The following is a 20,913-nucleotide window of genomic DNA, read 5'->3' as shown; positions in this document are numbered from 1 at the left end:
AGGCCGCTTCCGCAAAGCGCCGCGGCTCGACGCCGCCTGGAAAAGGCAAACGCAGACGATGGGCAAGGTTACCGGCTTTCTCGAAATCGACCGCCAGGATCGCAAGTACCGGCCAGCTTCGGACCGCATCCGCCACTACAGGGAATTTGTCATTCCGCTGGGCGAACAGGGCGTGCGCGACCAGGCGGCGCGTTGCATGGATTGCGGCATCCCGTTCTGTCACAACGGCTGCCCGGTCAACAACCAGATCCCGGACTGGAACGATCTGGTCTACAACGGCAATTGGGACGTGGCGCTGCGCAACCTGCACTCCACCAACAATTTCCCGGAGTTCACCGGCCGCATCTGCCCGGCGCCGTGCGAGGCGTCGTGCACGCTCAACCTCACCGACAGCCCGGTGAACATCAAGTCCATCGAGTGCGCCATCGTCGATCGCGGCTGGGAGCACGGGCTGATCGAGCCGCAGACGCCGCAGACGAAGACCGGCAAGCGCGTCGCCGTCATCGGCTCCGGCCCGGCCGGCATGGCCTGCGCCCAGCAACTCGCCCGCGCCGGCCATGACGTGCATCTCTATGAGAAGAACGCCCGCGCCGGCGGCCTGCTCCGCTATGGCATCCCGGACTTCAAGATGGAGAAGCATCTGATCGACCGCCGCGTCGCCCAGATGGAGGCCGAGGGCGTCACCTTCCACTACGGCGTCAATGTTGGCGTCGACGTCACCGTCGATTCGATCCTGGCTGACCACGACGCCATGGTGCTGAGCGGCGGCGCCGAGCACCCGCGCGACCTGCCGATCCCCGGCCGCGACCTGGCGGGCGTGCACTTCGCCATGGAATTCCTGCCGCAGCAGAACCGCCGGGTTTCCGGTGAGAACACCGGCCGCACGGCCCCGATTCTCGCCACTGGCAAGCATGTCGTTGTGATCGGCGGCGGCGACACCGGCTCGGACTGCATCGGCACCTCGGTGCGTCAGGGCGCCCTGTCTGTCACCCAGCTCGAAATCATGCCGCAGCCGCCGGCCAAGGAGAACAAGCTGCTGACCTGGCCGGACTGGCCGCTGAAGCTGCGCACCTCCTCCAGCCACGAGGAAGGCTCCGAGCGCGACTTCGCCGTGTCGTCGGTGCAGTTCACCGGCAAGAATGGCGCGGTGAAGGCTGTGACCTGCGTGCGCGTCGGCCCGGACTTCAAGCCGCTGCCGGGCACCGAGTTCGAGCTGAAGGCCGATCTGGTGCTGCTGGCCATGGGCTTCACCCAGCCGGTGCACGAGGGCATGCTCACTGACCTTGGCGTCGATTTCGACCAGCGCGGCAACGTCGCCGCCAACATGCTCAGCTACAAGTCGTCGCGCGAGAAGGTGTTCACCGCCGGCGACATGCGCCGCGGCCAGTCGCTGGTGGTGTGGGCCATCCGCGAAGGCCGCCAGTGCGCCCGTTCGGTTGACGAATTCCTGATGGGTTCGAGCGAACTGCCGCGCTGACAGCGGCATCGCTCCTGACATGACAAGGGCGCGGGTAATTCCCGCGCCTTTTGTTTTGGCCAGCCCGCCACACCCGGACGGGCGAATGTCGCCCATTCCCGCCCGGGGATTGGCGCGACGCCCCCAGAAGATTTTCCAATCAGAATGGATCGGAAGGGCTCCTGCATCCTTTGTTTTGATGCAAATTCCGCCCGATCAGACGATGCCGTCCGACCGGAAGCGCTCCTAGCCGCCGGGACGCGGCCAGCGGAAATCATCGGCGCGGCCAGGCTCAGGCGCGGCGGGGACGCCTTCGCGCAACGCCTTGCGCGCCGCCGCGTCCGCCAGACCTTGCCGGCCGCCGTCGAGCGGCGCCAGCCTGGCGTCTGGCTCCTGGCGCACCAGGTTCAGCGGCAACACTGGTCCAACCTCGGGCTTCGCCACGGGTTTGGGCGGGGATACCGCCACCGCTGGCGCCGGCTGTTGTGGCCCGGGCAGGCTGAACGGATCAATCAGGGGCGCAGCGGGCGTGACGGCCTGGCGGCCCTGCAGCCGCCGCGCCTCCACCATGATGAAATGCGCCAGCTTGCGCGCCCCGGCCCTGGTCAGGGCCACGCCATCATCCTCGCGCAGACGCGCCCTTTCGCCGGTTGTGGCCGGCCCATAGACGGCGAAGCCGCCGCCATCGTCGGCAAATACCGCCCAGGCGTCGACGAAGCCACCGCCCGCCTTGTCCGCAGCGGCGCGCAAGGCGCCGTTCAACGCGGCGTAACGGCTGGACAGCTCCTTGTCTGCGACCGGCGGCAACCCCACCCAGACCACGGGGGCGCGACGCGCCGCCATGTTGGCGGATACGCCGGCAACCAGTGCGCCGAGTTGTGGCTCCGACAGCTTCGCCCACTCAGGCGCGGCCACGACGACGAGCACGGCGGTTTTGTCCGGTCCCGCCAGCACAGCCGGCGCCGCCGCCAGCAACTGCGCGGCGTCGGGCCCGGAGCCCTGCCCCCCCTCCCCGCCAGCGCGCAACATCTTCACCCCGGCCACCGGCCGGTCGGCCAGCGCCGCCTCCAGCCCCTCGCCAAGGCTCGCGCCTGGCGCTGGCGGGGCCAGCAGATAGACAAATTCGGTCTGTTCGACCGCAGGGCGCGGCGCCGCTGCCGGAGGCGCCGGGCGTCGCACGGTCTTGCGCGGCTCCTGGCGCGGCGGGCGCGCCACCGCTGGCGGACGCGGACGATAGCCTGGCTGATATCGCGGCCGCTGCGGCGTCCCGAACAGGCTGTCAAAAAAACCGCGCTGCTGTGCCTGTGGCGCCGGCGCCTGCTGATAGCGCCCGGCGCCGCGCGCCGGAGCGCGCGGCTGGCTGCGGCCGCCGGAGGGCCGGCTGAACATGGGACGACGCAAATCCATGTCGAGCGCCAGCACCGCGCCCGCAGGCAATTGCGCATTGACGCCCGCCAGTTGCTCTGGCGCGACCAGCAACCAGGCGACCAGCGTCGCCGCCGCCATTCCAACCGGTTTCAGAGCTTTGCCCATTGCTCTCCCGTCCGCTGCGCCCAGGGAGACGCCCGCGCCGCGTAACAGCGCCGCATCGCCGGAACGGCGCGTCACGCCGTCAATCGAATATAGCCCGGGATCGCCCGCCCGTCATCGCGCGCCAGTCATAACGCGCCAGTCATCGCAACTCCGAAAGGCGGATGAAGGGGAAGGCGGACAAAGACGGCGCGTCAGGCGCTGCCCGCCCCTCCCGGCGCAGCGATCGCCCCCGGACTGAAGCCGGCTCCAGAGGATGTGATCGAAAATCCGGGGAGAGGTCAGATCCGTCACACGCCGGTCACGGATTGGTCACATCCCCCCAGAGAATGGCCGGCATGACATCGCCAATCATTTTACCTTAACCGGGGGAAAGAAAACTGCGGCCGTCGCACGTCTTGTCCCCGTGGGACGTCCCCGGCGCAAGCCAGGGGCAAGATGATTCAGGTTCGCAATTTTTCGGCCCAAACGGCCTCCTTTTCAATCCATCAGCCAGTTATTAAGCTGTCAGTGTCACGGATACGGACAGTTCCCGCCGACCCAACAAGCCTCCAGGATTTTTCATGCAAAAACCGATCCGCAAAGCCGTTTTTCCGGTCGCTGGCCTCGGCACGCGCTTCCTGCCCGCCACCAAGGCGATGCCCAAGGAGATGCTGACTGTCGTGGACCGGCCGGTGATCCAGCACGCGGTGGACGAAGCCCGCGCCGCCGGCATCGAACACTTCATCTTCGTCACCGGCCGCAACAAGGGCGTGATCGAGGATCACTTCGACAACCAGTTCGAGCTTGAACGCACGCTCGCGGAGCGCGGCAAGACGAAGGAGCTGGAGCAACTGCTGGCCGAGCTGCCTGGCGCGGGCCAGACCAGCTTCACCCGCCAGCAGGCGCCGCTGGGCCTCGGCCACGCCGTGTGGTGCGCCCGCGAGATCGTCGGCGACGAGCCCTTCGCCCTGGTGCTGCCGGACATGCTGCACTTCGGCCAGACCCCCTGCCTCGCCGACATGCGCGCCGCCTATGACAAGGTCGGCGGCAACATCATCTCGGTATACGAAGTGCCGGAGGACCAGGCCAACCAGTACGGCATCGTTGGCGTTGAGCCGCCGCGCGACGGCGTCTATCCGATCACCCAGATGGTCGAGAAGCCGAAGGCTGGAACCCAGCCGTCCAACCTCGCCATCTCCGGCCGCTATATCCTGCAGCCGGAAATCTTCGACCTGCTGGCGAAGCAGGAGCGCGGCGCCGGCGGTGAAATCCAGCTCACTGACTCGATGATCCAGCTGGCGCAGAAGGACCGCTTTTACGCCACCCGTTTCGACGGCGAGATCCATGACTGCGGCTCCAAGCTGGGCTTCCTCATGGCCAACGTCTCCTACGCCCTGTCGCGTTCCGACCTGGCCGACCAGCTCCGCAACGAGCTGAAGAAGCTGCTGGCGACGCACTGACCCACCGCGGGCAGCCGCAGGCAACGCCATGCATGAAACGCCGCCGTTTTCCGTCAGGAAGCCGGCGGCGTTTGCGTCTGCGGCCCAGGGCGACTATTTATGGCCCGAGCAAGCGAGGCGGCGCGGCTTCGCCTGAAGAAACCGCGCCGCGTCAACATGATGGCGCATCGCCTGTGAGCCGGCCTCCCAGGAATGCGCCTGAACCCCATGCGCCTGAACCCCATGCGCCTGCCCCCCATGCGCCTGGACCCATGCGCCCGAACCCGTTCATGGCCCGTCGTCGTTCCCGGGCCCGCAGATACCGGATATTGCCTGTCGATGAGCAGCCTGCCCGCCCCCAGCCCGACGCCTGACGCCGGCAGCGCCATCGCCTCGGCGCTGCGCACCCTCGCGACGGAAAAGGCCGGCCTTGATGCGCTGGCGGCTGCGTTCGCCAACGGTCTCGGCGCGCCATTCACCGCCGCCGTGGCCCTGATCAACGCCAGCCGCGGCCGGCTGATCGTCACCGGCATGGGCAAATCGGGCCACGTCGGCCGCAAGATCGCCGCCACCATGGCTTCCACCGGCACGCCGGCCTATTTCGTGCACCCGGCCGAAGCCAGCCACGGCGATCTCGGCATGATCCAGACCGACGACGTGATCCTGGCCATGTCCTGGTCCGGCGAAACCACCGAGCTGTCCGACCTGGTGGCCTATTCGCGCCGTTTCCGCATTCCGCTGATTGCCCTGACCTCGCGCGAGACCTCCGCCCTCGCCCGCCAGGCGGACGTGGTGCTGGCCCTGCCGGCGGTTGATGAGGCCTGCCCCAATGGCATGGCGCCGACCAGCTCCACCACATTGCAGATTGTCATGGGCGACGCCCTGGCCATTGCCCTGCTGGAAGGGCGCAGCTTCTCACGCCAGGATTTCGGCGTGTTCCACCCCGGCGGCAAGCTCGGCGCCCAACTCCGGCATGTGCGCGAAATCATGCACGTCGGCGCCCGCCTGCCGATCGTCAAAACCGGCATGCTGATGCGCGACGCCATCGCCGAAATCAGCAGCAAGGGGTTTGGCTGCGTGCTGGTGGAAGACGCCGGCGGCAAGCTGGCGGGCATCGTCACCGACGGCGACCTGCGCCGCCACTTCAGCCCCGACATCGCCACGACGCCAGTGGACGCGGTAATGTCGCGCAATCCCCGCGCCGTCAGCCCGGACACCCTGCTGGCCAGCGCCCTGGAGTTGCAGGAGCGCAGCAAGGTCACGGCGCTGGTGGTGGTGGAGAACGGCGCCATCGTCGGCCTGGTGCACTACCTCGACCTGCTGCGCGCCGGCGCGGTCTGAAACTGGAGCGATCCGAAGCTGGCGTGGCTACCGGCGCTCACTCCGCCGGTTCGACGACGAAGCCGACGCCTTCCACCGCGACCAGCCGCACCCGCGCGCCCGCCGGCGCGTCCGGCCCGCGCACGCGCCACACCGTGTCATCGATGCGCACCGTCCCGCGCCCGTCCACGATCGCATCATGCAACGGCGCGGTGCGGCCGATGAGGGCGCTGGCCCGGCGGTTGAGCACCACCGGCCGGTCGTCGTCGCGGTCGAAAGCCGAGCGGGTCAGCCAGCGCCCGATGGCCACGGTGGCGATGCTGAACAGGCAGAACGCCGCCAGCGCCGCCTGCCAGCCAAGGCCGAAAGCCGCGTCGACAGCGCCAGCGAGCAGCGCCGCCAGCCCGAACCAGAGCAGGTAGACGCCGGGCGCGACGATCTCCAGCGCCATCAGCGCCACGCCGCCGATCATCAGCAGCCAGCTGGTTTCAATACCGTCCATGGCGTGTCCGCGCGTTCAGGAATGACGGTGGCAATATATCAGACATGCGGCGTCGTGACCGGACCGCGCCGCGCTGGCGCGGCGTTGCCTTCAGCGAACGCCTGCCGCGAAATCTCGGCAATGCCGGCGACAGCGCCAATCAGGCCGGCGGAATCGTAGGGCGCCACCACCACCTTCTGGTTGGGCGAGGCGGCGAGCACCCGGAACGCCTCGATGTACTTCTCCGCCACCAGGAAGTTCACCGCCGTCACATCGCCTTCCGCAATGGCGGCGGAAACCATGCTGGTCGCCTTCGCCTCGGCTTCCGCCTGACGTTCGCGCGCCTCGGCGTCACGGAAAGCCGCCTCGCGCCGGCCCTCGGCGGCGAGAATTTGCGCCTGCTTCTCGCCTTCGGCGCGCAGGATGGCCGCCTGACGCAGGCCCTCCGCCTCCAGCACGTTGGCGCGCTTCTCGCGTTCGGCCCGCATCTGCCGGGTCATCGCCTCGGCAATGGAGGGCGGCGGCAGGATGTCCTTGATCTCGATGCGCGTGACCTTGACGCCCCACGGCGCGGCGGCCTGGTCCATGACGCGCAGCAGCCGCTCGTTGATCTCGTCGCGATGCGACAGCAACTGGTCGAGATCCATGGAGCCGACCACGGTGCGGATATTGGTCATGGTCAGCGTCAGCAGCGCCACCGGAAGGTTCGAAACCTCATAGGCGGCGCGCGGCGCATCCAGCACCTGGAAAAAAGCCACGGCGTCGATGCTGACGCCGGCGTTGTCGCGGGTGATCGCTTCCTGGCCGGGAATATCGAGCACCTGCTCCATCATGTTCATGCGATGGCCGACGCGCTCAATGTAGGGGACGATAAGGCCAAGGCCGGGGCCGAGGGTGCGCGCATAACGCCCAAAACGCTCCACCGTATAGGCATAGCCCTGGGGAATGGTGCGGACGCCGGCAATCACCGTCACGATCACCAGGATCACCACGGCGATGATGAAAATGTTGAACCCCGTCAGCATATGCGCTCCCCTCGTGTTGCGGCCAGGCGCGCGTTCCAGCGAAGCCGATCGCGCTGCGCGCGAGGAAAACGCTCCAGGTCAAAAAGCCAGGGTGAAAAACCTGCGCCCCTGACTTCCTGGCTGTTTCACAATGCCTGACGCCAGACAATCTGCAATCGGGGGGCCTGCGCAAACGTGAAGACGGGGTTGGTCAGATCCAGCCCTGCAATTCGCGCGTCACCAGCGCCCGCAGCATCTCGCCATTCTCGGCGCTGTCATTGAGACAGGGAATCGCCGCGTATTGTTCGCCACCGTTTTCGTGGAAATACTCCGCGTTCTCGACGCCGATTTCCTCCAGCGTCTCCAGGCAATCCGCGGCGAAGCCAGGCGTCACCACCGCCAGCCGCTTCACCCCATCGCGGGCCATCGCCCTGATGGTTTCATCCGTATAGGGCCGCAGCCATTCGCCTTTTCCGAACAGGGACTGGAAACTCATGCGGAAGCGCTCTTCCGGCCAGCCCATCGCCTCGCGCATCAGCCGCCAGGTGACATGGCACTGGCAGTAATAGGGGTCGCCCTTGAGCAGATAGTCCTTCGGCATGCCGTGGAACGACACCAGGATCACCTCCGGCTCAAAATCCAGCTTCGCCAGATGCCCCTTCAGCGACCGGGTCAGCGCGTCGATATGGGCGGGATCGTTGTAATAGGGCGGCGCCACGCGGATGGTCGGCTGCCAGCGCATTTTCATCAGCGCGCGAAACGCCTGGTCCATGGCGGTGGCGGTGGTGGCGGCGGCGTATTGCGGATAGAGCGGAACCATCAGGATGCGGTCGCAGCCCTGAGCCTGCAACGCCTTCACCCGGTCCTCCACCGAAGGCAGGCCATAGCGCATGGCCCAGTCCACGACGATGCGGTCGTCGATCCCGGCCATGGCGGCGGCGAGCTGTTCGGTCTGGGCCCGGGTGATGGTTTTCAGCGGGCTCTCGTTGCGCTCCGTGTTCCAGATCGAGGCATAGTCCCTGCCCTTGGCGGCGGGGCGCTTTGTCAGGATGATGAGGTTGAGCAGCGGCCACCACAACAGCCGGGAGGTCTCGATCACCCGCCGGTCCGACAGGAATTCCTTCAGATAGCGCCGCATGGACCAGTAGTCCGTGCCCTCCGGCGTGCCCAGGTTCATCAGCAGCACGCCGATGCGGCCGTGCAGCGGCCGCCCGTCGTTCCCAGGATGATTATCCGGTTTAAAACCGGAATCACCGGCGGGAGATGCAACGCGCGTCATGTCATTCTGCTTCCGTAACCCGGGAGCGGGTCAGTGAGAGTTGGGATCACATGACGCGTTTTCCAGCAGGCGGTCGCCGCCTCGCCGGAAGAAAACGCGTCAATTCAAAACCCATGGCGAAACCCCGTCCAGCAGGAGCGGAGTTCGCCCTGGCGTCGCCCGCCGGGTCGGGCGTGGCGACAGTCCGGTGCGCCAGATACATACAGCAGCAGGAAGGCTGGGGGGAGAAAGCATGGGTGAGTTAACGCGTCGCGGGGCCATCGGCGCCCTGGCCCTGCCGCTCGCGGCGGGAGCGGCGGCTCCGGCCCAGGCCGCCGCGCAGGACGAGGCGCCGAAGCCGGCCTTCTCGTTCCTGCTGGTCAACGACATCTACCGCATGAACGCCGAGGACGGGCGCGGCGGCTATGGCCGCCTCGCCGCCGTGGTCAAGGCGGAGCGGGCGCGGGGCGTTCCCATGCTGTTCTGCCACGCCGGCGACGCCTTCTCCCCGTCGCTTTATTCGGGGTTTGACCAGGGCGCCCACGTGGTCACGCTGACCAATATGGTGGCGCCCGATGCTTTCGTGCCCGGCAACCACGAGTTCGATTTTGGCCCGAAGGTCTATTTCCAGCGCCTCGCCGAAGCGCGTTTCCCGGTGTTCGGCGCCAATATGCGAGACGCGGGGGGCAAAACCCTGCCTGGCCACCACGACCGCAAAATTTTCGATCTCGGCGGCTTCCGGGTCGGCCTTGTCGGCCTCACCCTGGCGGAAATTCCCATGCAGTCCAACGCCGGCGATCTGAAATTCGCGCCGGTGATGGAGACACTGGCCGAGCAGGCGGCGCTGCTGCGCAAGGAGGGCGCCGAGTTCATCGTCGCCCTGACCCACACCGACCGGGAGACGGATTTCAAGATCATCCGCTCCGGTCTCGTCGATCTGCTGCTGACCGGCCATATCCATGACCTGTTCGTCTATTGGGACGAGCGCACGGCGGCGGTCGAATCCAGCCACGACGGCAATTACGTCACCGCCATCGACATCTACGCCCGCCGCGCACCCGGCCGGGACGACAGGCCCACGGTGCAGTGGAGCCCAGGCTTTCGCGTGCACGACACCCTGCTGGTGCAACCCGACCCGGAGATGCAGGCGCGGATCGACGCCTTCGAGAACGATCTGTCGAAAGCCCTCGACGTTGCCCTGGCGACCCTGGGCGCCGAGCTGGACACCCGCGCCGCCGCCGTGCGCTACCGCGAGGCCAGCGGCGGCGACCTGATCGCCGACGCCATTCGCGCCATGTCCGGCGCCGACGTCGCCCTCATCAATGGCGGCTCGATTCGCGGCAACCGCATCTATCCCGCCGGCGCCACGCTGACGCGGCGCGACGTGCTGACCGAACTGCCGTTCGGCAACAAGACCGTGGTGGTGAAAGCCAGCGGCAAAACCCTGCTGGCGGCGCTGGAAAACGGCTTCTCGCGGCTGGACGCCCGCGCCGGACGGTTTCCGCAGGTCTCCGGCGTGCGGGTTGTCGCCGACCTGTCGCGGCCGGTGGGCCAGCGCGTCACCGAAGCGAGCGTGGCCGGAAAGCCGCTCGATCCTGCGGCCATCTATGCCATCGCCATCAACGACTACATGCTGCGCGGCGGCGACGGCTACGGCATGTTCGCCGCGGCAAGCGGCGCTGCCGGCAATGGCGCCGACGCCGGCAACCGCCTGCTGGCCAATGACGTCATGGGCTGGTTGCGCGAAAAGGGCTCGGTGACACAGCGCGTTGACGGACGCATCCGCATCGACCAGCAGGCGGCGGAAAAGTCAGTGCGATAGTCCGTCAGACAGGGACGCTGGAGCAAGATCCGCTCATCCATACGGACCCGGATTTTGCCATATCGCTTTGAATGGGCCCGGTTTCTTCATGCGAAACCGCGCCCGCTCCGCTGGACAGCGCTCAAACCTTCATCCCGGCGTCAAATCGCTTTATCAGGGAGGCATGACCGTCGCACCTCCCGCCACCATCCGGGCCCCTGCCTCCACGCCCGCCGCCTATGCCGGCGCCGTCGCCCGCTTCCAGGCCAGCGGCAACGGCTGGGCCGCACTGGCGTTCTTTCGCCAGGGCAAGGCCGCCCAGGCCGCCGCGCGCGCCGACGCCCGCCATGACGCGGGGGCGCACATCCTGCCGCCTGCGGATCAGGTTTTCACGGCGCTGGCCCTGACGCCGCCGGAGGCGGTGAAGGTCGTGATTCTTGGTCAGGACCCCTATCCGACGCCCGGCGACGCCCATGGCCTTGCCTTTTCGGTCGACCGGGACGCCGCGCCGCCCCGCTCCCTGCGCAACATTTTTCGCGAGCTGACCGATGATCTCGGCGCGCCGACGCCAGCCACCGGCCGGCTCAGCGGCTGGGCCCATCAGGGCGTGCTGTTGCTCAACGCCTCCCTGACGGTGGAGGCGGGGACCGCCGGGGCCCACCGCAAATTCGGCTGGGAGGCGCTGGCCAACGAGGCAATCGCCAGCCTCGCCAGCGGCGACAGGCCCGTCGCCTTCATCCTGTGGGGGGCCGACGCCCGCAAGTTCGCGCCGCTCATCGACAGCCTGGACGCCGGAGGCCGGCATCTGGTCATCGAAAGCGCCCATCCCTCGCCCCTGTCGGCCCGGCGCGGCTTTTTCGGCTCGCGGCCGTTTTCGCAGGCGAACGCCTTTCTGAAAGCCAACGGTCGCGGCGCCATCGACTGGGGCAGAACCGCGTAAGGCGTGGTGGCGGGCTGGCGCCACCCCTGTTCAGACCAACCGGCGTCCTGCCCCAGCTCCGGCTTTCCTGAAGCGACGCTCTCGTCGCCCGAAAGGCCCCTACCCCACCGGCCGTTCGTCGGCGATCACCTTGCCATCGTTGGGCAAGCTGCCGGGAGCGACGAGACTCACCGCGCCTTTCAGTTTGGTCAGCCCCTGCAGGGTCTGTTGCACCGCGTCGCGCAGATCATCGGTGTGTTGCGGCGCCTCGGCGCGCAGCTCCATGGCGTCGGCCTCGTCCCGCCGCGTGATGACCAGCCGCAGCCGGCCCAGCTCCGGGTGGCGTTTGCCAACGTCGGCGATCTGCTCCGGGCGCACGAACATGCCCTTCACCTTGGCGGTCTGGTCGGCGCGGCCGAGCCAGCCGCGAATCCGCGGCGCGGTGCGGCCGCAGGGCGAGACGCCCGGCATGATCGCCGTGAGGTCGCCCAGCGCCAGGCGGATCACCGGATGCAGCGCATCCAGCGTGGTCACCACCACCTCGCCGACCTCGCCTTCCGCCACCGGCTCACCCGTGCCTGGCCGCACGATCTCGACGATGATGTTCTCGTTCAGCACCATGCCGTCGCGCGCGATCGTCTCATAGGCCACCGTGCCCACATCGGCGGTGCCGTAGGACTGGAAGCCCTCGATGCGACGGGCGGAAAACGCTTCCTGCAGGGATTTGGGAAACGCTGCGCCGCTCACCGTCGCCTTGCGGATGCAGGAAATGTCGTGGCCGTCGCGATCCGCCGCCGCCAGCAGGATATTGAGGAAATCCGGCGTGCCGGCATAGGCGACCGGCCGGAAGGCGCGGATCACCTCAAACTGCTGTTCCGTGTTGCCGGGGCCGGCGGGGATCACCGGGCAGCCCAGCGCCCGGGCGCCATGATCCATCATGAAGCCGCCGGGCGTCAGGTGATAGGCGAAGGTGTTCAGCACCACATCGCCGCGCCGCAGCCCGGCGGCGAACAGGGCCCGCGCCGTACCCCACGGATCAACGCCGGTTCCCTCGCCCTCGAAAATCGGGCCCGGCGACGTGAACAGCCGGCCGAAGTGCGACAGGTCGGACGGGCCGAAGCCACCGAACGGCGGCGATTCGCGGTGTTCGCCGGGCAGCGCCGATTTGCGCAGCACCGGCAACCTGGCGAGGGCAGCGCGATCGCGCACCGCCTGCGGATCGACGCCGGAGAGATGCGCCGCCCAGCCCGGATGGCGCATGGCCGCGGCAACGGCTTCCGGCAGCCGTTGCATCAGGTCGGCTTCGCGCGCCGCCGGGTCCCGGGTTTCCCGCGCATCATAGAAGTCGCCGGCTCCGCTGCTCATGCTCCATCCTCCCGCGTTGTTGTCGCGCCCCATCAGAGCCCCGACCGGCGCGACGCGCAAGATGGAAACCGGCCCCCGCCGCAACTGGAGCCGAAGCCGGGCGTGGGCCCTGGTCGTCCCTCAGAAGCTGCGCTCCACCCTAAGCTTGCCAACCCAGCCGCTATCCGACGCGCGCAGGGCTGGCGCCAGCCGGCGGCGCAGATCCGGACCTGGCCGGTTCAGCCGCAGCTCCGTCCAGGCAACCTCGGCCGCGACCGTCATTTCCCTGACCGGCGACCAGGCAAGGCGCGTGCCCGCCGCCCGCACCCGGTTGCCGGAGAGCAACCTGGGGAAGCCGGCGCGGCCCGCGACCGTCGCATCGAAGCCAGCCGGCGCGCCGCCGCCGAAGCTGACGCCGGAGATGCCGGCGAAGAAGCTCTGCGACAGGTCGGGCCGCCAGTAATGCTCGAACGCCGCGACGGCCGACCAGCTTTCCGAAAGGCGCAACCGGCCGCGGGGGCCCACATAGCCCTCGGCCATATCGGCGCCGACACAGCCAAAAACGCTGCCCGAAGCGCTGCCCTGCCCGGCCGGCGTGTTGGCGCCGGTGTAGCTGATGGCGCCGCGCGCCGCCGCCGCCTGCAGCCAGAGACGGTCGCCCGCGGCCAGCGCCGGCAGGCGCAGCATCAGGCCCGCCTGAACGGCAAACCCGTAACGGGCGCCCGGCCGCGCCGCCGCCACGGGAGCGCCCACTGCAGCGCCCGGATCCATGGTGGAGACGAACGGGCCAATGCTCACCTGGTGCATCGCGCCCGACAGTTGCGCCGCGCCCCAGTCTCCGTCCAGCCGCAGGGCGGCCGTCAGGTCCGGCGCGTTCAGGCGCTGCCGCACATCAACCAGGGCAAATGCCGGCGCCCCATTTGCCGGGCCGGCCGGAACCAGCGCAACCGGAACCCCGCCGCTCAGAAGCGTGCGCCCGCCCCACATGCGGGCAAAGGCAACGGGCGTGCGCCGCGATGTGGGATCTTCCGCCGCCACCGTGAGGCTGAGCCCGCCGGCAGCCTTGAATGTATAGGCCAGCAGGTTCACCGGCGGCGGATCCGAGGCGGGCGTGACCGCGGTCATCTCCGCGTCGTGCGCATAAAAATCATAAAAGGAATTGGCGCGGCCGGCGGTGAGGCCGCCAAACTGGACAAAGGCGCGATCCAGCAGCACGCCCTTTTGCGCCCGCCCGAAGGTATCGACGCCCGTGGCGCCAAAGCCGCCCGCCCGGCGCTCCAGCCCGCCCGAGAAACTGCGTCCCGTCAGGCTCTGCAGGCCAAAGCGGACGAAGGTGCGCGCCACGCCCCATTCCGTCGTGGAGCGGGCGTCGACGCTGATGCGGCCCAGCGTGGCAAGGCCGAAGCGGTCGCGCGCCTTCACCGGCAACGGCGCCGTGGCGTCCGCATCAAGCCTTGCGAGGCCCCCGATCCGCACGCAGGCGCCGGTTTCGGGAATGGCGAAGAAGCCCGCGCCATGGCCCCGGCACGCAGCCAGGGGCGGGGACTGTCGCCCCGGGATTTCCGGGCCTGGCAGATCCGCCGCCGCAGCGGCAGACAAGGTAACTGCGACAAACGGCGCAACAACGACGCCGACTCCTCGCCCGACCGCCCGCAGCGGCAGCAACAATGATACAGATTTTTTCATGTATATCACAATTGTTAGTAAAATTTTTTAAATATCTTCTATTTTATTTGAAAAATAACATCTATCAATGGCCTAATTTAACATTATTCGCGAAAATACGGTCATCAGAACAACATATCAACACCTACGTCGGGCAGGTCGATGCAAAAATTCCGCCGCGGCCCGGGCAACAAAAAACCGGGTCGCGACAACGTCGCGACCCGGCCAGCCCGATCAATCCATGCAGCCGCAAACAGGGTCTGGCGCCGTGGCGGCGTCAGACCCGCAAGCCTGCCCCGCCGCTCAGCGCTTCACCGGCTCGTTGCCGCGCACCCAGGTCTCGCCATTGAACTCGGCGAAGAAGAAAGTGCGCACCGGCTCATAGTCATCCGGGCTGATCTCGAACGTCACGCCCGGCAGGAAGTGGGCGGGCGCATAGCCGGACATGCCCATCAGTTGCTTCATCATGTTCTCGCGGGTCAGATTGTCGCCGCACCGCTTCAGCAACTCCTCGAGCATGCGGGCGCCGCCCCAGGCCATGAAGCCAACCGCGTCGCCGGGATCAACCGTCGGCGTATGCCTGGCGCGAAACGCCTGATATTCCTTCACCAGCGGATCGTTCTGCCATTCGGCGTCAGCCGGCTGCCGGATATAGACCAGCGAGCGCAGGCCCTTGGCGTTTTCAAAGCCGGCGGCCTTGAGCAGCGGCCGGCTGGTGGAGACGCCCACCAGATAGTGCAGCGGCTTCCAGCCCAGCTCCGAGGTCTTGCGGAGAGACTGGGACACGAACTTGCCGACGGTGACGTTGTAGAACACGTCGGCGCCGGAGTTGGCGAGCTTCACCAATTGTGAGTCGATGGTCGGATCGGTGATGTCGTAGCTCGCTTCGGCGACGATCATCCCCTTGGCTCTGTCGCCAAGCGCCTTCTTGAAGTCGGCGACGTACTCGCGGCCCAGATCATCGTTCTGGTACAGGATGGCGACTTTCGCATCCGGCTTGTGCCCGAGCAGCCAGCGTCCAAAGGCGCGCGCCTCGGTCGAATACAGCCCCAGGGCCGAGACGGTCAGCGGGAATTTCTTCGGCTCGTTCCAGTGCGGCGAGCCGGTCGAAACCATCAGCTGCGGCACTTTCTTCGAGAACAGGTATTTCTGGACAGCCACCTGCGGCGCCGTTCCCATGGAGAACCAGGTCGCGAGCACGCCATCGCTCTCGACCAGGCGGCGCGTCGCCTCCACGGTCTTGGGCGGGCTGTAGGCGTCGTCGAGCGAAATCAGCCTGACCTTGCGGCCATTAATTCCACCACGAGCGTTCAGATCTTCGAAATAGGGAACCTGGATGCGACCAATGGTGCCGCCATAGGAAGCCGGGCCGCTGTAGGGCACGGTCTGTCCGATGCGAATTTCTGTGTCAGACGCACCCTGATCGTATTTCTTTTCCGCCGCGTAGGCGGCGCTGGCCAGCATGGTCGCAAGGGCGACGCCGGCTCCAAACAAGGACTTCATGCTACCTCCCGTGGGCCGCTGCTATTTGACAGTCTGAGCCCAGGGCCTTCTGGCACAACGTCTGGTGAAAGTCACCGGCGCGGCGGCGCCGGCCCGCGCCAGTCAGCCAGGCCGGCGATGGAAACGCGCCAATTTATCGCGCGCGGGCTTTTCAGAAGGCCTGGAATGCGCTCTAGAACACGCCCCGGCCAAGCTGCTACTGTCCGGCCACAGAGCAACCACAAGCAAAAAATTCTGGCTCCGGGGCGCGCCCGCCGGTCTCACCGTGACCGGCGCATCCATCGCCACCAGCGCCAGATGGGCGAGGAAACACATGCTGCTACCCATGGGCGACACCCCGCGCTGGTACGCGGACCGCAAGGGTCACGACGCGCCAGCCATCATTCATTCCGGTGAGATCCTGACGTGGGGCCAGCTGGAGCGCGGCGCCAACCGTCGCGCCCGCGCCTTCATGGACCTGGGCGTGAAGCCCGGCGATTTCGTCGCCGTCGGCCTGCCCAACAGCAACACCTTCTACGAAAACACCTTCGCCATCTGGAAATGCGGCGCGACGCCCTGCTCCCTGTCATACCGCCTGCCGCCCGGCGAGGCGGCGGCCATTCTGGAGTTGCTGCGCCCCTCGCTGGTGATTGGCGGGGAATCCAACTGGAACGCGCCGAAATCCGTGCCGGCGAATTTTGTCCCGGAAGGTTATGACGACGCGCCGGTGGAGATGCCGGTGGCGCGCTACTGGAAGGCCATGACCTCCGGCGGCTCCACCGGCCGGCCCAAGGTGATTGTCGACCACATGCCGGCGATCCACGACACGGCGGCGGTCCCGGCGCTGGTGCATCAGGGCGCGCGCCTGCTCAATCCGGGGCCGCTCTATCACAATGCGCCGTTCATCATTTCCCACAGCGCCCTGCTTGGCGGCGGCCTGCTGGTCGGCATGCAGAAGTTCGACGCCGAAGAGGCCCTGCGCCTGATCGCCGAACACCGCATCGACTGGGTGAATTTCGTGCCGACCATGATGAGCCGCATCTGGTCGCTGCCGGAAGACGTGCGCAAGCGCTACGACGTCTCCAGCCTGAAGACCGTGTTCCATATGGCCGCGCCCATGCCGCAATGGCTGAAGGAGGCGTGGATCGACTGGCTGGGCGCGGAAAAGATCTTCGAGCTTTATGGCGGCACCGAGCGCCAGGCCTCAACCGTCATTCCCGGCACGGAATGGGTGAAGCGCAAGGGCTCGGTGGGGCGCGTCGAGAACGGCCAGGCCAAGGTGGTCGACGAAGCCGGCAATGAACTGCCGCGCGGCGAGGTCGGCGAAATCTTCCTGAAGGCCGCCGACGGTCCCGGAACGACCTACCACTACATCGGCGCCGACGCGAAGCGCGACGGCGACGGCTGGGAGTCGCTCGGCGATATCGGCCACATGGACGCGGAAGGCTACATCTGGCTGGCTGACCGGCGCTCGGACATGATCCTGCGCGGCGGCGCCAACACCTATCCCGCCGAGGTCGAGGCGGCGCTGATCGCCAATCCGGACATCCGCAGTTGCGCCGTCGTCGGCCTGCCCGATCCGGATCTCGGCGCGCGCATCCACGCCATCATCGAGATCGCGCCGGAAACCTTCGCCGACGCCATGCTGGCGGGACTGCCGGCGTTCCTCAGCGAACGCCTGAGCAAGCCCAAGCACCCGGAAAGCTACGAATTCACCAGCGCCACCGTCCGCGACGACGCCGGCAAGGTGCGGCGCACCATGCTGCGCGACGAGCGCATCCGCTGGATGGAGGAAGGTCGCGACTTCCGCATTCCTGCGCCGCGCTGAAGCGTGCGGCCATCAGCGCAACCGCTCGGCGGCCAGGCGAATGGCATGAACCGCCAAATGGCATAAATCGCACTGAGAAGCTGGACGGGCGCCCCAACCGGGGCGCCCGTTGTCGCATGCGCAATGCATGGTTGCCGGCGCGCGCGCCAGCCCCGACAAGAAGTCCACCGGCAAAGCCCGCGACCCAGCCCGCCATCCGGCTTGCCATCAGATCTGCCATGCCGTGCACGGGACCCTGCTGCTGCGAAAGAAGTATTGCAGCAGCGACGGCCGACATTTACGCAACGTGATGAACAGGTTTCCAGCAATCCGCGATGTTGCGGACGCAGACCATTCAGGTTGACGCGGCATTCTGTGCTCCGGCGATGACCCGGACTGCCATCCGCCCGGGAGCGGGCGATGGCAAAACGCCAGCGACAATCTGGTGCACAGCCGGCCTTGCGGCCAGTAATCTGCAAAGGCGACCTGTGAAATCAAGCCAGCCGGCGCCGGCCGGCGCGCAATCTCGTGCGCGTCCGCCCTGTTCCGGCTTTGCGTCGCCCAAAGAAACCCGTTTCCAGAAGCGGGCCGCCTCACCGCCGGAGCCCACAGCGTGTCCAGCCCGACAAAACCCCTGCCCGCCGGCAATTCCCCGGCGCGGGTTCTCGCCGCCAGCCTGATCGGCACGACGATCGAGTTCTTCGATTTCTATGTCTACGCCACCGCTGCGGTGTTGATCTTCCCGAAACTGTTCTTCCCCGCCAGCGATCCCACCAGCGCCCTGCTGCAATCCTTCGCCACTTTCGCCATCGCCTTTTTCGCCCGTCCCATCGGCGCGGCGATCTTCGGCCACTTCGGCGATCGCATCGGCCGCAAGGCCACCCTGGTGGCGGCGCTGATGACCATGGGCATTTCCACGGTGCTGATCGGGCTTCTGCCAGGCTATGAAACCATTGGCGTAGCGGCGCCGCTGCTGCTGGCCCTGTGCCGGTTGGGCCAGGGGCTCGGCCTCGGCGGCGAATGGGGCGGCGCGGTGCTGCTCGCCACGGAGAACGCGCCGCCCGGCAAGCAGGCCTGGTACGGCATGTTCCCGCAGCTGGGCGCGCCCATCGGCTTCATCCTCGCCAACGGCTCGTTCCTGGCGCTGGATCACATGATGACCAACGAGCAGTTCATGAGCTGGGGCTGGCGCCTGCCCTTCATCGTCAGCGCCGCGCTGGTGCTCGTTGGCCTGTACGTACGCCTGAAGGTGACCGAAACGCCGGCTTTCAACAAGGCGGTGCAGCACAACGAGCGGGTGCGCGCGCCCATGCTCGCGGTGCTGCGCGATCATCCCGGCGCCCTGCTGCTGGGCTCCATCGGCTCGATGGCCACCTTCGTGCTGTTCTATCTGATGACGGTGTTCTGCCTGAGCTGGGGCACCGCGCGCCTTGGCGTGCCGCGCGACACCTTCCTGCCGCTGCAGATGCTGGCCGTTGTGTTCTTTGGCCTCGGCATTCCGGTGTCCGCCGTGCTGGCTGACCGGCTGGGCCGGCTGCGGGTGCTGATCGGCGTCAGCCTGGCCATCGCCGCCTTCGGTTTCCTCACCGGCCCGATGTTCGGCTCCGGCAACCTCTGGCTGATTGGCCTTTACCTGGTGATCGGCCTTGCCCTGATGGGCTTCACCTACGGGCCGCTGGGCACGGCGCTGGCCGAACTGTTCCCGACCCCGGTGCGCTACACCGGCTCCTCGCTCACCTTCAATATCGGCGGCATTCTCGGCGCGTCGCTGGCGCCCTACATCGCCACCTCGCTCGCCGGCAATCACGGCCTCGCCGCCGTTGGCTGGTATCTGACCATCGCCGCCCTGCTGACCGCCGCCGCCCTTGCGATAGCGGCGCGGCGCATCGCCAGCTACAGCGTCGCCGTCAGCCCGGCGGAGTAAGCTGCGGCCGAAGCGCGCAAAGCGAAAGGGGCGGCCCAGGCCGCCCCTTTTTTGCTTTGCCGCCCCTTTTTGCCTTGGGGGGCCCGTCGCGATTTCCTCGCCCAGAGCCTTTGTTCTGAGCGAACTCCGGTCGATCAGAGGATCTCGTCTGATCGGAAAGCGCCTACCGCACCGCCACAGGCGTGAGAATGGCCTGGACGGAGCCGGTGATGCGTGGCGGCGACAGGATCACCATGAACTCGTTCGCCTTGTCCGCCGCCAGCTCCTTCGTGACGATGTTTTCCAGGATATAGGTGCCCTTGCGCGCCAGCAGTTCCTGGTGCACCGGGAACAGGTCCTTGGTTTCGCCCGGCAGCACTTCCAGCGCCGCCGTGTCCGAGCCGATGGCGATGACGCCCTTGCCGGTCAGATATTTGGCCCCGTCCATGCCGAGGCCAGGCTGCACGGCGATGTATTTCTTGTTGTCCTTGCCGATCATGTCGGCCCAGCCGGTGTGCAGCAGCACCACGTCGCCCTGGCGGATCTCGACGCCCTGCTTCTTCGCCGCCTCCTCGATTTCCTTGCTGTTGATCGGCGTGCCTTCCTTCAGCATGTCGACGCCCTTCAACGCCGCGATATCGAGCAGCACGCCGCGCGCCACCACGGGCGGGAACTTCTCAAGGCCGAGCTTCTTCAGGCCCTTGATGTCGGCGAATTCATGGATCTTGTGGCCATTGTAATAGACGTGGTCGACGCCCAGATGGCCAAGCCCGTCGATATGGGTGCCCGCGCCATTCCAGCCGACGATCATGTCGTCGTTGTAGGTGGCCTTGTTCGGGCCAAAAACGCCGTTTGGACCGGCCTGGGCCGGCTGCACCACCATGATCTCCATCTTGCGCGGCTCGTAAGCCGGCAGCGACAGGTTGGATTCCATGGCCAGGTTGTAGACCTTGCCGGTCTTGACCAGGTCGGCCGCCTTTTTCACCAGATCGGGCGTCTGGTAATTGGCCGCGCCCACCTCATCCTTTGGCCCCCATTTGGACTTCGTCCAGTCCTGTTCGGTTTTGCCAGCCGGAGCGGCGTCATCCTTCGCCAGAAGCGCCCCGCCCGGCGTCGCCGCCATGGCGAGCGCCAGCGCCGCCCCCAGACCTGCCCGCCTCGTGGCGGCTATCCGTCCCCTGGCCCCAAGCACAACCGTCATGCGATGTCCTCCCCGCAAACCTGTTTGTCCGCCCATCACGCCGGGCGGCTTGTGGTTCTTCGAGACGCCGTCGCGCTGCAGCGCTTCCCGCGCCTGTCCTGCGGCGCGCCGGCGCATGAAGTGTGCAGCGTCCGGCAAGCATTAATCAAGCTTCCCGCCGCCAAAACTTTCGTGTCCGACAAGGAAACCCGCCGTTTATGCCAGCCGCACCCACGTTTTCATGCATCAACACCTGAAATTTTTGTGATCACCGCCAAAACAAAACGGGCGCCCAGCCTGGCCGGAACGCCCGTTGTCGTTTGCCTGCTGTCACGATGGCCT

General features: G+C 67.1%; 15 protein-coding genes. 7 read left to right on the top strand and 8 right to left on the bottom strand.

The window, feature by feature from the left end:
* Positions 1-58 precede the first annotated feature (58 nt).
* Complete coding sequence (locus ACERNI_RS12925) at positions 59-1,477, top strand: glutamate synthase subunit beta (protein WP_448833694.1); 1,419 nt, start codon at positions 59-61, stop codon at positions 1,475-1,477.
* Positions 1,478-1,702: 225 nt separating this feature from the next.
* On the opposite strand, the gene ACERNI_RS12920 is transcribed toward ACERNI_RS12925, so the two are convergent.
* Positions 1,703-2,989 carry a DUF459 domain-containing protein gene (locus tag ACERNI_RS12920; protein ID WP_448833693.1) on the bottom strand — a complete coding sequence of 429 codons (1,287 nt, stop codon included), beginning with the start codon at positions 2,987-2,989 and terminating at the stop codon, positions 1,703-1,705.
* A 560-nt stretch (positions 2,990-3,549) separates the two neighbouring features.
* Here ACERNI_RS12920 and galU point away from each other — a divergent pair.
* Both galU and ACERNI_RS12910 read left to right on the top strand, forming a co-directional pair.
* The gene (galU, locus tag ACERNI_RS12915; protein WP_448833692.1) at positions 3,550-4,428 is read left to right on the top strand and encodes a UTP--glucose-1-phosphate uridylyltransferase GalU; all 879 of its coding nucleotides are present in this window, start codon (positions 3,550-3,552) and stop codon (positions 4,426-4,428) included.
* Between the two features lie 318 nt (positions 4,429-4,746).
* Complete coding sequence (locus tag ACERNI_RS12910; protein WP_448833691.1) at positions 4,747-5,748, top strand: KpsF/GutQ family sugar-phosphate isomerase; 1,002 nt, start codon at positions 4,747-4,749, stop codon at positions 5,746-5,748.
* A 37-nt stretch (positions 5,749-5,785) separates the two neighbouring features.
* Here ACERNI_RS12910 and ACERNI_RS12905 read toward each other — a convergent pair whose 3' ends face one another.
* From ACERNI_RS12905 to hemH, 3 genes are all read right to left on the bottom strand, one after another.
* A complete protein-coding gene (locus tag ACERNI_RS12905) occupies positions 5,786-6,229 on the bottom strand; it encodes an NfeD family protein (protein WP_448833690.1) in 444 nt (147 codons plus the stop codon).
* Positions 6,230-6,267: 38 nt separating this feature from the next.
* The gene (locus tag ACERNI_RS12900) at positions 6,268-7,233 is read right to left on the bottom strand and encodes an SPFH domain-containing protein (protein WP_448833689.1); all 966 of its coding nucleotides are present in this window, start codon (positions 7,231-7,233) and stop codon (positions 6,268-6,270) included.
* Positions 7,234-7,423: 190 nt separating this feature from the next.
* Positions 7,424-8,491, bottom strand: a complete 1,068-nt coding sequence (gene hemH, locus ACERNI_RS12895; protein WP_448833688.1) for a ferrochelatase — start codon at positions 8,489-8,491, stop codon at positions 7,424-7,426.
* Between the two features lie 232 nt (positions 8,492-8,723).
* On the opposite strand from hemH, the gene ACERNI_RS12890 reads away from it, so the two are divergent.
* Together ACERNI_RS12890 and ACERNI_RS12885 are read left to right on the top strand one after the other, a co-directional pair.
* Positions 8,724-10,292: a bifunctional metallophosphatase/5'-nucleotidase gene (locus ACERNI_RS12890; RefSeq protein WP_448833687.1), complete on the top strand. Its 1,569-nt coding sequence runs from the start codon at positions 8,724-8,726 to the stop codon at positions 10,290-10,292.
* A 163-nt stretch (positions 10,293-10,455) separates the two neighbouring features.
* Entirely contained in the window at positions 10,456-11,211 is a 756-nt protein-coding gene (locus tag ACERNI_RS12885; protein WP_448833686.1) for a uracil-DNA glycosylase, read from the top strand.
* 99 nt (positions 11,212-11,310) lie between these two features.
* Here the strand turns inward: ACERNI_RS12885 and ACERNI_RS12880 are convergent, their stop codons facing one another.
* The 3 genes from ACERNI_RS12880 to ACERNI_RS12870 all read right to left on the bottom strand — a co-directional run bounded on the left by ACERNI_RS12880 (position 11,311) and on the right by ACERNI_RS12870 (position 15,702).
* On the bottom strand, positions 11,311-12,555 hold the full coding sequence (locus ACERNI_RS12880; protein ID WP_448833685.1) for a phenylacetate--CoA ligase family protein: 1,245 nt from the start codon (positions 12,553-12,555) through the stop codon (positions 11,311-11,313).
* A 120-nt stretch (positions 12,556-12,675) separates the two neighbouring features.
* Positions 12,676-14,220 (bottom strand): porin, encoded by a 1,545-nt coding sequence (locus ACERNI_RS12875; RefSeq protein WP_448833684.1) that lies wholly within the window; start codon positions 14,218-14,220, stop codon positions 12,676-12,678.
* Positions 14,221-14,502: 282 nt separating this feature from the next.
* The gene (locus tag ACERNI_RS12870; protein WP_448833683.1) at positions 14,503-15,702 is read right to left on the bottom strand and encodes an ABC transporter substrate-binding protein; all 1,200 of its coding nucleotides are present in this window, start codon (positions 15,700-15,702) and stop codon (positions 14,503-14,505) included.
* A 313-nt stretch (positions 15,703-16,015) separates the two neighbouring features.
* Between ACERNI_RS12870 and ACERNI_RS12865 the strand changes: the two genes are divergently transcribed.
* On the top strand, positions 16,016-17,509 hold the full coding sequence (locus tag ACERNI_RS12865; protein WP_448833682.1) for an AMP-binding protein: 1,494 nt from the start codon (positions 16,016-16,018) through the stop codon (positions 17,507-17,509).
* Between the two features lie 592 nt (positions 17,510-18,101).
* Positions 18,102-19,412, top strand: a complete 1,311-nt coding sequence (locus tag ACERNI_RS12860) for an MFS transporter (RefSeq protein ID WP_448833681.1) — start codon at positions 18,102-18,104, stop codon at positions 19,410-19,412.
* A gap of 163 nt (positions 19,413-19,575) precedes the next feature.
* Here ACERNI_RS12860 and ACERNI_RS12855 read toward each other — a convergent pair whose 3' ends face one another.
* Positions 19,576-20,592: a cyclase family protein gene (locus ACERNI_RS12855; RefSeq protein ID WP_448833680.1), complete on the bottom strand. Its 1,017-nt coding sequence runs from the start codon at positions 20,590-20,592 to the stop codon at positions 19,576-19,578.
* Between the last annotated feature and the right edge of the window lie 321 nt (positions 20,593-20,913).

This window comes from Camelimonas sp. ID_303_24 (genome assembly GCF_053543495.1).
Note: the sequence above shows the minus strand (reverse complement) of the source record. Positions and strands in the feature narration are given on the sequence as shown.